The following is a 12,480-nucleotide window of genomic DNA, read 5'->3' as shown; positions in this document are numbered from 1 at the left end:
TTGATAGCTTAGTCTTTAGTTCAGTCGATAAGCTAAGCCAGCTGTACATAACCCGTTATTCGCTCTCATAAAGAATCAAGATAGGAAGCGTCATGTTAGACACTCTGTTGCCTTTTAAACGTCATTTTCTTAGCCGTAATGGCAACAAGCTACATTATATCAACCAGGGCCAAGGCGAGCCTGTGGTGATGGTTCACGGTAATCCTAGTTGGTCGTTTTACTACCGTAATCTTGTTAGCGCCTTAAAAGACACTCACCAATGCATAGTGCCGGATCATATCGGCTGTGGCCTGTCGGATAAGCCAGACGACAGTGGTTATGACTATACCCTTAAGAACCGTATCGATGATCTCGAAGCCCTGCTCGATAGCCTGAATGTGAAAGAAAACATTACCTTAGTCGTACACGACTGGGGCGGCATGATAGGCATGGGTTATGCGGCGCGTTATCCTGAGCGCATTAAACGCTTAGTGATATTGAACACGGGCGCTTTCCATTTGCCCGAGACTAAACCGTTTCCTTGGCCGCTGTGGATCTGTCGTAATACCCTGTTAGGCACAGTGTTGGTACGCGGTTTCAATGCCTTTTCGTCCATTGCTTCCTATGTGGGTGTTAAGCGCCAGCCGATGTCGAAATACATTCGCGAGGCGTATGTCGCGCCGTTTAACTCTTGGGCCAATCGCATTTCGACGCTGCGTTTTGTGCAGGATATTCCACTGCGTGAAGGCGATAGAAATTATCAATTAGTCTCTGATATTGCTGCGAGTTTACCTAAATTTGCTAAAGTGCCGACCCTGATTTGCTGGGGTCTCAAGGACTTTGTATTCGATAAGCACTTTTTAGCGAAATGGCGCCAACACATGCCCCATGCGACCGTGCATGAATTTGCCGATTGTGGTCACTACATTTTGGAAGATGCCAGCGATGAAGTGATTGCCCATATCAAAGGCTTTATGGCTGACGACCACGTAGAAGCGGCGCCGTCCGAACAGGCCGCAGGTTAATGTCGACCTTGCTTGAGACTGAAGTGGCTCCTTTGGTTGCTTCTTTAGTGACGCCGTTGGAAAAGTCACTTTTAAGTGGCACTTCTGCGTCAGCAATAGCCAGTGATGCTAATATTTGTCGTCATCTCAAGCAAGCCGCCCATGCCATTCCCCACCATCTTGCAGTAGCAGTACAAAGCGCTCAGGGCGCTTCTGTGGCGAATTTGCGTTACAGCGAGTTGGATTTTCTTAATCTAGACAGACAAAGCGATGCGATAGCCTTTGCGCTGAACGCGCATGGTATTGAGCGCGGCATGAAGGCTGTGCTTATGGTCACGCCGAGTTTGGATTTTTTTGCACTTACTTTTGCGCTGTTTAAAGCGGGGATTATTCCTATTTTAGTTGATCCCGGCATGGGGATCCGCAATCTTAAACAGTGTTTTGCTGAAGCCGCACCCGATGCCTTTATCGGTATTCCCAAGGCTCATATTGCTAGACGTCTATTTGGTTGGGGAAAGGGCAGTATTAAGTCATTACTCAATGTTGATGACGGCAAAACAGGCTTAGCGGCAAAGTTAATCCGTATCAGTACTGGTGCGATAAGTTTATCGACTCTGCTGCAAAGCACCTCTGTGCAATCTTCTGCTCCAAAGTCTGAATATCCCATGGTGATGCTTAAATCTGATGAGATAGCGGCGATTTTATTTACCAGTGGCAGCACTGGCACGCCTAAGGGGGTGGTGTATAGCCATGGTATGTTTGAGGCACAAATTCAAGCGCTAAAAAACGATTATGGCATTTGCCATGGCGAGCGCGATTTAGCCACTTTTCCGCTGTTTTCACTCTTTGGTCCCGCACTTGGCATGGCGTCTATCGTTCCAGAAATGGATGCCAGCAAACCTATTACTGCTAATCCTGAATTTCTATTTGCCGCGATTGAGAAATATCAATGCAGTAATATTTTTGTTAATCCCGCTTTGCTCGAACGTTTAGGCCGCGCGGGGGAACAAAAACAGCATAAATTGCCTAGCGTACAGCGGGTGATTTCCGCGGGTGCGCCAGCCACCATTGCCTCCATCGCCCGTTTTAGTAAGATGCTGAGCCAAGGTGTGCCGATTTTAAATTCCTACGGCGCAACCGAATCTTTGCCTATTAGTATGATTGCCAGCGATGCGTTATTTGCCACGACTGACATCACAGATAACGGCGGTGGTATCTGTGTCGGTCGCGCTATCGATGGCGTGACGATTCGCATTATTGCTATCAGCGAAGAGGTTATTCCCGAGTGGGATGATGCCTTACAGCTAAATAACGGTGAAATCGGCGAGATCGTCGTGCAGGGGCCTATGGTGAGTCAGTCCTATTATCTAAACAATAGTCAGCACGCTAGCCAAAACGAAAGCCAAGGCAAACGCGCGACTGCGGCGGCCAAGATTTGGGACTCGTCAACCAATACCGTTAGACACCGCATGGGCGATTTGGGGTACCTTGATGATCAAGGTCTTCTGTGGATGTGTGGTCGTAAGGCCCACAGAGTCGACGCCACTCTTAACGGATTGTTTGTTAAACGTTATTATTCCATTCCCTGCGAGCGCATTTTTAATACGCATCCCAATGTGAAGCGCTCCGCTTTAGTGGGAGTGAAAGTGGCGAACGAGATAGAGCCGTTAATTTGTATCGAACTCGACCAGTCATTGGTGTGCAATAAGAGTCAGCAGTTGTACCAAGATTTGATCGCCATCGCCGAGCAATTTACGCAGACTCAGGGCATAAGGCGGTTTCTTATCCATCCTGATTTCCCTGTGGATGTGCGGCATAATGCCAAGATTTTTAGAGAAAAATTAGCCGTTTGGGCACAATCACAAACGAAAGGTTGATTTAAAACTCCACGGCTTTTTCCTGCATTTTTTACGTTATATTCTGTGTTCATTTGAACAAACTCGCTTATTTTTAAGCCCTTGTGCTTATTTTAAACTTATTACACCGACTTTAAGTTCATGTAAATGTGCTGAAATGGATACCCTTAATGACGAAAGACCCAATCAAGAGCACGACGCTTGCCCAATTTGATACGGCTGAACAAACGGCACTTGCGCAGCTCGCGCTTAGGGTGCAACACGCCTTTGTCACGGGGGCGGGGGGATTTTTAGGTAAAGCGATTTGCCTGAGATTGTTAACCGCGGGCATTAAAGTCACAGGTTTTGCCCGTGGGCATTATCCCGAACTTGAAGCACTGGGCGTAGTCATGCTGCAAGGTGATTTAGTCAATAAAGATCTGCTGCAACAGGCGATGCAAGGCTGCGATATCGTATTCCATGTGGCGTCTAAAGCGGGTGTTTGGGGTGACAGAGACAGCTATTTTTGCCCGAATGTAAAGGGCGCAGCCAATGTGATTGCCGCTTGTAAGGCATTAAAAATAGATAAGTTAGTCTACACCAGTACCCCGAGTGTGACCTTTTCAGGGCAGGATGAATCGGGTATTGATGAGTCTACTCCCTATGCTACAAGATTCTTGAATCATTATGCCCACTCTAAAGCGATCGCTGAAAAGATGATGCTTGATGCCAATCAAGTGGGTGACATGCCACTTGAGAATCCTGATGTGACTCAAGTATCTAGCCAAGTGACGACTCAAGCCACTGCACCCTATGCGTTAAAAACCGTCGCACTCAGGCCGCATTTGATATGGGGGCCTGGCGATCCCCATCTAGTGCCTCGGGTATTGTCGCGCGGGCGTTTAGGTAAGCTTAAACTGGTTGGCCGCGAAGATAAGCTAGTCGATACCATCTACATAGACAACGCCGCCTATGCCCATGTGCTGGCCGCGCTAGAACTGTGCCAAGCAAAGCCTAAGTGTCAGGGGAAAGCCTATTTTCTGAGTAATGATGAACCCATCACTATGGCCAAAATGCTCAATCTGATTTTGGCCTGCGATGCTTTGCCGCCGGTGACTAAGCGTGTGCCTCAATCTGTGGCCTATGTAGTAGGCGCAGTATTGGAAAGTATACATTACCTCCTAAAGAAGCAAGAAGAGCCCATGATGACGCGTTTTGTCGCACGGCAGTTATCCTGCAGCCATTATTTTGATATCAGCGCAGCTAAACGAGATTTAGGTTATCGTGCGCTCGTCTCTATTAATCAAGGGATGGCAAGGCTTAAAGTGTCGCTTTAGTTTTAGATATACTGCCATCATGCTATTGGGGATTTATGAGTTGCGGTGATTGTAAAACGTCAATTTTCAGGCAAAAGATTGGTCGCTGCAAACGCTGTATGTGGCAGCTTACGGCTTTATCGGCCATTGGCTGGCCGCTGTGGTGGTGGCTTTATCGTGATGCGCCTAGGGATGTAAACTCGATTGCATTACTGTTTTTCTGCGCGGCTTTTACGGGGTTACTTGCTTTGCACCTCATCGTCTTGGCTTACCGTCGCCTCAGAGGGCGAAAGTAAGCCAACTGACTTTTTGTTTGTATGCTTAAACTGAGTTAGTTGCCATTTTCTCGTGCATCATTTTTTTCATTAATGGCGCAAGGGCAAAGAAGACTAATGCCATCACCACGCCAATTTGCGCCGAGAAGATAAACAGTTGTTCGTATAGCGCCATCGCACTCGGTACTTCACTTATCACGCCGCCTTGGGTATCAATCGCGGCGAGTTTGTTTAATTCGGCGGCTAAGATTTCAGAGTATGAAGTGCCGAGGAACCAAGCACCCATCATCAGGCTGACTACGCGTTTTACCGAAAGCTGAGTCACGGCAGATAAGCCTATGGGCGACAACAATAACTCCCCGATTTCTAATACAAAATAAGCCGCGACTAAGAACCAAATACTCACTAAGCCACTGCTTAGCGGCATCTGGATCCCGAGCACAAGCACCATAAAGGATAAACCCGCGAACAAAATACCGAGTGCGGTTTTAACCGGTTTGCTTAGGTCGCAATTTTTACGGGCGAGGGCTGGCCACAGCCAAGCGAAGATAGGCGACAAACTGATCACAAAGAAAGCACCGAGGAAGGTCAATTGTCCCGCGCTCCATTCGAGACCGAGCATGTTACGGTCCATCACACGGTCCGAAAATGCTACCCAAGAGCCATAGGTCTGCTCATATAAACCAAAGAAGACCAAACCCGCAACGATGAAAAGCAGCAAAGCCGACATCTGTTGACGTTCAATCGGATTACAATGTTTCACCATGAACCAGCCAATCCCGAGGGCGAGCACTAGTGATACTGAGTGCAAGAACCAAATCACTGGGCTCACAGCGGGTAATAAACTGCTAATCGAAAGTACGAGGGAGTGGGTTTGAATCAACCCCCAGACTATGATTACGCTGCCAATTGCGCTTAAGTAAATCCATTGTTCTTTCGTTATGCCAGCGGTTTTCTTTAAAATCCGCGCAGGATCTCTGGGTTCGGCGAAGCCTTGCAGATGTTTTTTGCCACGAATAAACACCAACAAACCTGCTAACATCCCTAAACCTGCCAAACCAAAACCGTACTTCCAGCCATAGGTTTCACCTAAATAAGCGCAAATTAGCGGGGCTAAGGTGGCGCCTAAGTTGATGCCCGCGTAGAAAATGGTAAAACCAGAATCTCGCTTAGCGGATGATTTAGGATAAAGCTGACCGACTATGGTGGAAATATTGGGTTTTAAAAAGCCCACACCGACAATGATTAAGGCGAGGGATAAATAGAATACTTGCAGCGCTTGTTCATCCCGTTGAACTTCACCCGCAACGATAACCGCTTGATGGCCTTCAAAGGCCATACCTAAGTGGCCGAGCACCAATAAAACACCGCCAAAGATCACCGCTTTGCGCATGCCGATATAGCGGTCGGCCAATAAGCCACCCACTACGGGCATGGCATACACTAAGGCACCGTAAGCACCAATCACGTTGTAACCAAATTCATCGGTAAATAGATGATATTTAATCAGGTAAAGAAACAGTAATGCTTTCATACCGTAGAAAGAGAAGCGTTCCCACATTTCGGTAAAAAAGCAGACAAATAAGCCCTTAGGATGCCCAAATAGCATTTCAGCTGGGGGCGAGCCTTGTTGGCCCTGCATTGCGTGCGGCGGGTTTTGTTCTATTGACACTTAAGACTCCCAATGCTGGCACTTTATGCGCCGAGCAGCTAATGATTCATTTTATCGTAATGAATTTTATTAATTATTTTTCATTATTTGTGATTATCGCGGCGCTTTTGATCGCTAAAAGACGGCGCTGTTGCAGCAGTTAATCACACTCGGATGATATGGAACAGCCAAGGGTCTTGAAAGTGATGAATATTTTGTATAACTAACATTTTTAGCCGTTCTTTAAGGCTCGCTATAGCAATACTAAGCGGTTAAATTAATTCATTTTCAGTTAAGAAATGAGTGCTAAATAGTGGCCATAATTCAACTGTGGCAGTTTTATCTTAGCGGCTTTAGCCTTGATTTAGCTGTATTTCGTCGTTTAATGGATAGTGTAAGTTTTATGATTGATAGCAATTTTGCATTATTGGTAGAGCATCTACGCGCTTGTTCGAGGCTGCTATCTAAAGGAATGTCACAAATGGGTGGGTTAGATGATTTTCTTAGGGAAGCGCTGTGATTGGGAAGTGAACTTATTCGAGGCATAAGTATAAATAAGCACCATAATTATATTGATTGTAAAAGAATTTTAATCTTGATAGTTGCATTTTTCATATAAGATTTCACAGTTTATATTTCTACAATGAGTCAATGTCTATCTGCTCAACTTTACTGATTTAGATCAGTCGTTATGTGTTACTAAGGAGACTTATGGAGTTTTTTACCACCCTATTTGTGGGTTACCCGCTTTGGGTTTGGTTAATGTTTTTCGGTTTTGTGCTGGCGTTATTAGCCTTTGACCTTGGCGTATTGCACAAGGATCAGCATGAAATTACCGTGGCTGAAAGTTTAAAGCTTTCAGCCTTTTATATCTGTATGGGCTTATTGTTTGGGGCCTGGCTCTGGTGGTACAAGGGTTCAACCGCCGGTATGGAATACCTAACGGGCTATCTGATTGAAAAATCACTGTCTATGGATAACGTATTTGTTATCGCGTTAATCTTCAGTAGCTTAGGTATCCCACGTTTATACCAACATAGAGTGCTCTTCTGGGGCATTATGGGCGTAATAGTGTTGCGCGCCATTATGATCGGTCTTGGTGCTGTGCTTGTTGCCCAGTATCAAGGTGTACTTGTGCTATTTGGACTCTTCTTGATTTTCACTGGCGTGAAAATGCTCTTCTCAAACGATGAGCACGGTGATATCCAAGACAATAAGTTTTATAAATGGTTACGCACTAAGATGCGTTTTACGCCAACGCTACATAAAGAAAAATTCTGGGTACGGGGTGAAGAGCATCAGTTAACAAAAGGATGGTGGGCGACGCCGTTATTCTTAGCGTTGATCTTAGTGGAAACCGCGGATTTGGTGTTTGCAGTCGACAGCATTCCAGCTATTTTTGCGATTACCCAAGATCCTTTCATCGTCTATACCTCGAATATCTTCGCGATTCTGGGGCTACGTGCTTTGTATTTTGCGTTGGCTGCTATGGTGCATCGTTTTGAATACCTTAAATATGCGCTGTCAGTGGTATTAGTATTTATTGGGGTGAAAGTGGGTTTAGTGTATTTCAATCACGAGGGAATAGTGGACTTTACTATCCCAACAGCAGTGTCCCTTGGTGTGACTTTTGGTCTGTTAGTCTTAGGTGTTTTGTATTCGCTGTGGAAGACGCGCGGGCAAGAAGTTGAGAAATAGCTTGGACGGCTAGTCCAATAAGCAATATGTTTCGGCCGTTTAGTCATGCTAAACGGCCTTTTTTATATCCTTAATATGTGAATCGTTAAGCTTTACAGAAGATGTTAAAAATTAGTCTATGCTTAATTCGAGCCGTTGTTAGTTTTGGCTCACAAAGGGAGTTTTTAGGACTAATACTCTTCAAGGACGATATTATGAAACTCAACATTACCGCCATACTTCTGCTCACCGTTTGTTCATTGACCGCAGTCAACGCAAAAGCTGCAGATGAGCAATCGCCTAACACTAGATTTAGCGCAAATTCAACCTGTACTGGAGCCTATCCAAGTTACTTCCAAGATCCTGCTTTTACAAAAACAGGTATGTGGGACAATCAAGTCATCATCAACCAAGCTTATTCTGGCTGGAAGGGGCCTATTTTTAGCCTCAGTGATGCTTATTCGAGTGCCAAACCAGATAGCGCTGCACCTTGGCTTAAATTCAATCCCTTCGATAAAAATCTGAGTGAAAGTGATAAAAATACCCAAGCTGAGCAATACCTCTGGGCTGTGATGAAGTACATCCAAGAGGGAAACATCGACAAAGGCGATGTCAGTAAAGACTGGGATCTGTGTAACAACAAGGTGCGCTCTTGGTACCATATTCCCTATCAGACCTATGATCCCATGAGTGGGCGGGAATTTATCCATGGCTTGACCCGAGAAGCCCCCGTTACTATGGAGATAAAAGGCCAAGGCTCCCTTAAAACCACTATGTGGGCGGTGGGTTTTTATAATCCTCAGGCGGCAAACAGCATTGGCAAGGTATGGACGGGGGCACCATCACCTGTGATGCCCCAGCAAAATTTTGCATTTAATGAAGGCAGTGTGATTGGCAAGTTATTGTTTACTACTGCAACGCCTAATAACTATCCTTTCCTTGAAAATGTACCTGTTTGGCAAGCCAATATCAGTGCCAGTGATTTCTGTGTATGTAAAAACGCCGATGGCAGTGCCTGTAGTTTCCAACAGGAAACAGAGCAATGCCCGCGCTCTGTCGCCGATGTGTACTTATTGCAGTTTGATATTGCAGTGCGCGACAGCCGTTCACCCGTGGGCTGGGCCTATGGCACTTTTGTCGCCGATGGTCAGTTTAAAGCGAAAGAGAAAAATCCTTGGGATCGTATCTCACCTCTGGGATTAATGTGGGGGAATGACACGCCGCCAGCAACAGTGGGAGCGGCAGCATTCCCTCAAAACCCAATCACAGGGCTTAAGGATAGCGCCGTATTTCAAGAGGTCGTTGGCCGTTTGAATGAGCACACCAATGCGGGACACTTAGGGTGTAATGGGCGTTTAAATGGCCCTGCGGATAATGCATTAAGTAGCTGTTTATCTTGCCATCAAACTGCTTCAGTTCCTGATAGTACCAATAATACACCAGCAATCCTGTACCAATTTGCCTCGTATCAAGAGCCGGGCAGTGGTCAATGTTTAACATCGCCCAGCGCCCTCGATTTATCGATTGACCAAGTGTATTTCAAAACCTTTATGTGTTCTGCGTCCTTCGTTGGACCCAGTAACATAGTCCCTGCACCTAAATATACTCAAGGGCAAAAACAGTGGATTTCTACTGATTTTTCATTGCAGCTTAGTATCAGTCTCACCCAGTGGCAAGAATGGCAACAAGACCAAGATAACCTGAAAAAGAATATCAAAGTGCGTGTATTTGATGGCACTTTACCCTCTCGTTAATGTTGAAGTTTGTTTAAGGTTAACACCAACGCACTATCTGGCATTACCTGTTAGATAGTGCGTTTTTTATGGCAATACCCTTGGCTCATTTTGAAATTAATGCAAATTAGCTTGTTCTTCTACGTGCTTTTTCCTAAGGTGATTGCAAATGATTTTCAATGAGGCGTGATATGAGTACCCATCTACAGTTACAGGTAAACCATTGGCTTGAAAATGATCCAGACCCTCGCACTCAAGCCCAGTTACAAACCCTAATTGATAGTGGCAATGATGCCGAACTCGCAGCGCGCTTTGCGGGTCGCTTGGAGTTTGGCACCGCAGGATTACGCGGTGTCGTCGGTGCTGGGCCTATGGGGATGAACCGTTTGGTGATCCGCCAAACCTCTGCTGGTCTTGGTGCATATCTACTTGATCAGATTAAAGATGCAGCCGAGCGTGGCGTGGTGATTGGTTATGATGGCCGCCACGACTCATTCAATTTTGCCCATGATGCGGCGAGTGTGCTCACCGCTATGGGGATTAAGGTGCGCTTAACGTCCAAAGTAGCGCCAACGCCGTTGGTGGCCTTTGGGGTAAAACATTTTAATGCGGCAGCGGGCATTGTGGTGACCGCGAGTCATAACCCGCCGCAATACAATGGCTATAAAGTCTATTGGGAGAATGGCGCGCAGATTATTCCGCCCCACGACTCTGGTATTGCCGCGCAAATTGAGCGCGCCGCAAATCAAGCGATTCCGTTTTTAGAGCATGATGACGCGGTAAAACAAGGTAAGTTAATTATCCTGCAGGACGATTTTTACCAAAGCTATCGTCATGGCGTTCAGCAAGCTGAGGTGCTGCAAAACCATACCGCTCCTGAAAAGGTCAGTTTAGCCTATACCGCCATGCACGGCGTGGGTGCTGAAATGGCCGAAACGGTATTGAAAGATGCAGGTTTCACCCAAGTGTATTCGGTTGCCTCCCAGCGTGAACCCGATGGCGATTTCCCGACGGTTAACTTCCCAAACCCTGAAGAAAAGGGTGCGATGGATTTAGTGATTGCCGAGGCGAAAAAACACGGCGCTATGCTCGCCTGTGCTAACGATCCCGATGCCGACCGTTTTGCGGTTGCAGTGCGTAAAGAGGATGGCGAGTATCAGATGTTGACGGGCGATCAAGTCGGCGTGCTCTTTGGACATTACTTGCTATCTCACGCTAAAGATAATCAACGACTTACGGGCACAACGATAGTGTCATCGAGCCTGTTATCTAAAATTGCTCAAGGGTTTGGCACGCAAAGCTTTACCACGCTCACCGGCTTTAAGTGGCTGATGAATGTGGGGATTGCAAAAACTTCGCCTGAGGATCAGTTCCTGTTTGCCTATGAAGAAGCCCTTGGCTATACGGTGGGCAGTATGGTGTGGGATAAAGATGGCTTGTCGGCGCTGGTGGCATTCGCCCAATTAACTGCCGAGCTGGTGGCGAAGGGGCAAACGATTTGGGACAGACTCGAGCAAATTTACCGTGAGCATGGCTTCCATCTCAATGCGCAGGTGAGCATTGCGCTAAAACCTGACACGCCCAATATTGGCGCCTATTTGCGCGAGCATCCACCGGTTAAGATTGGTGAGTTAGATGTGCTCTCAACCGATGATTTAAAGGCACTTGAGCGTCGTTTTGCCGATGGAAATGTTGAGAAAATCGACTTACCACCGAGCGATGTATTGACTTACTGCTTAGCGGGCGGGGCTCGGGTGATCGTCAGACCATCTGGCACAGAACCTAAAATTAAGTGCTACTACGAAGTGGTAGAAACTATGGTTGATACAGATACCTTAGCCAGTGCCCAAGCGAGGGCGAGCAAAGCTATGGATGATTTTATTCAGGCACATCAAACCAGTTTGCCAAAATAATCTTGGTTGCTGGTTAAGTTAAAACGCCAAAATTCACTTTTATTAAAAGGCTACTGACATCATGCTGTCAGTAGCCTTGTTTTATTCTTGTTGTCGCCCGTTAATGATTCTGTCCTGAATTGTACGAATAAGGTTTTGAATCATTGATATTTTTTCAACAAGGAGAAAGTGAAAATGTTATCTATTGCACCGTTAGTTTGGGGTGAAATTCCTGTCAGTGACATGAACCGTGCCATTGCTTTTTATCAACAGCATTTTGGGGTTGAGTTTAAACGTGACGATATGGAAGACATGGAATATGCGAGCATAGTCACTGAGGATGCGAGTGCGGCGAGCATAGGGCTAGTCAAGTGCAGTATGAGTCAGCCGTCAATGCAGGGCAGCACAGTGTATTTGCATTTCAGCACCCACTTACAACCGCTAGTGGATAAACTCGCTGCCGCCAATGTGAATATTTTGCTGCCAGTGACGCCGATTAATGGTGGAGAGTGTGGTTACATCGCGTTATTTGCCGATAGTGAAGGCAATAAAGTCGGTCTGTGGTCTAAGGATAAGTAGTTTCGAGTGTTAAATTGTTAGCGTCGTGCCCTTAGGCACGACGCTAACATTAACCTATTGGTTTAGATTTCTATGGAAGAAACAAAGATGGATGTGGTTTATATTGATGCTCGACCGTTACTTGGACTAAGCACCCGCACGAATAATCGGGCAGAAATGTCTGTCGATAGCGCGAGAATAGGTAGTCTGTGGCAAGCCTTTTTTGAATCATCCCAGCTCACCGCTATGCTCAATTCGCCCATGTATGGCGTGTATTATGACTATGAGTCAGACATGAATGGCGAGTTTTCTGTGCTGGTGGGTAAGGCAATTGATGCCCCTGTTGATGCAAGTCATTTTACGCCATTGGAGCTTAACGCGGGCAAGTACCTTAAATTCACAGCTCAGGGTGATATGCCCCAGTGTGTTATCGATCTCTGGGGACAAGTGTGGGGTTATTTTAGCGCGGCTGATTGCTCTCATCAGCGACGCTATCAAACGGATTTTGAAGTCTATCTTAGTGCTACTGAGGTTGAGATCTATATCGGGATTTTATGATT

At 46.2% G+C, this 12,480-nt stretch carries 10 protein-coding genes; 9 read left to right on the top strand and 1 reads right to left on the bottom strand.

What is annotated here, in order from left to right; all coding sequences use genetic code 11:
* Positions 1–92: 92 nt before the first annotated feature.
* From HQQ92_RS12440 to HQQ92_RS12425, 4 genes are all read left to right on the top strand, one after another.
* Positions 93–1,004, top strand: a complete 912-nt coding sequence (locus HQQ92_RS12440) for an alpha/beta fold hydrolase (protein WP_173245712.1) — start codon at positions 93–95, stop codon at positions 1,002–1,004.
* A complete protein-coding gene (gene oleC, locus HQQ92_RS12435; RefSeq protein WP_173245709.1) occupies positions 1,004–2,860 on the top strand; it encodes an olefin beta-lactone synthetase in 1,857 nt (618 codons plus the stop codon). The genes HQQ92_RS12440 and oleC overlap by 1 nt, the downstream gene beginning before the upstream one ends.
* Before the next feature lie 149 nt (positions 2,861–3,009).
* Positions 3,010–4,155, top strand: coding sequence for a 2-alkyl-3-oxoalkanoate reductase (oleD, locus tag HQQ92_RS12430; RefSeq protein WP_173245706.1), 1,146 nt, complete (start codon positions 3,010–3,012; stop codon positions 4,153–4,155).
* Between the two features lie 35 nt (positions 4,156–4,190).
* Positions 4,191–4,430 carry a DUF3624 domain-containing protein gene (locus HQQ92_RS12425; RefSeq protein ID WP_105249662.1) on the top strand — a complete coding sequence of 80 codons (240 nt, stop codon included), beginning with the start codon at positions 4,191–4,193 and terminating at the stop codon, positions 4,428–4,430.
* Between the two features lie 25 nt (positions 4,431–4,455).
* On the opposite strand, the gene HQQ92_RS12420 is transcribed toward HQQ92_RS12425, so the two are convergent.
* Positions 4,456–6,081 (bottom strand): peptide MFS transporter, encoded by a 1,626-nt coding sequence (locus HQQ92_RS12420; RefSeq protein WP_173245704.1) that lies wholly within the window; start codon positions 6,079–6,081, stop codon positions 4,456–4,458.
* Between the two features lie 690 nt (positions 6,082–6,771).
* Here HQQ92_RS12420 and HQQ92_RS12415 point away from each other — a divergent pair.
* From HQQ92_RS12415 to HQQ92_RS12395, 5 genes are all read left to right on the top strand, one after another.
* Positions 6,772–7,758 (top strand): TerC family protein, encoded by a 987-nt coding sequence (locus HQQ92_RS12415; RefSeq protein ID WP_173245701.1) that lies wholly within the window; start codon positions 6,772–6,774, stop codon positions 7,756–7,758.
* Between the two features lie 194 nt (positions 7,759–7,952).
* The gene (locus HQQ92_RS12410; RefSeq protein WP_173245698.1) at positions 7,953–9,491 is read left to right on the top strand and encodes a hypothetical protein; all 1,539 of its coding nucleotides are present in this window, start codon (positions 7,953–7,955) and stop codon (positions 9,489–9,491) included.
* Positions 9,492–9,661: 170 nt separating this feature from the next.
* Positions 9,662–11,383 carry a phospho-sugar mutase gene (locus tag HQQ92_RS12405; protein WP_173245696.1) on the top strand — a complete coding sequence of 574 codons (1,722 nt, stop codon included), beginning with the start codon at positions 9,662–9,664 and terminating at the stop codon, positions 11,381–11,383.
* 174 nt (positions 11,384–11,557) lie between these two features.
* Positions 11,558–11,941 carry a VOC family protein gene (locus HQQ92_RS12400; RefSeq protein WP_028760505.1) on the top strand — a complete coding sequence of 128 codons (384 nt, stop codon included), beginning with the start codon at positions 11,558–11,560 and terminating at the stop codon, positions 11,939–11,941.
* An 87-nt stretch (positions 11,942–12,028) separates the two neighbouring features.
* The gene (locus HQQ92_RS12395) at positions 12,029–12,478 is read left to right on the top strand and encodes a GyrI-like domain-containing protein (protein ID WP_173248657.1); all 450 of its coding nucleotides are present in this window, start codon (positions 12,029–12,031) and stop codon (positions 12,476–12,478) included.
* Positions 12,479–12,480: the final 2 nt, after the last annotated feature.

The sequence above is a fragment of the Shewanella sp. DC2-4 genome (assembly GCF_013248875.1).
GTDB classification, from domain to species: Bacteria; Pseudomonadota; Gammaproteobacteria; order Enterobacterales; family Shewanellaceae; genus Shewanella; species Shewanella oncorhynchi.
This window is presented reverse-complemented; position numbering and strand designations above follow the sequence as displayed.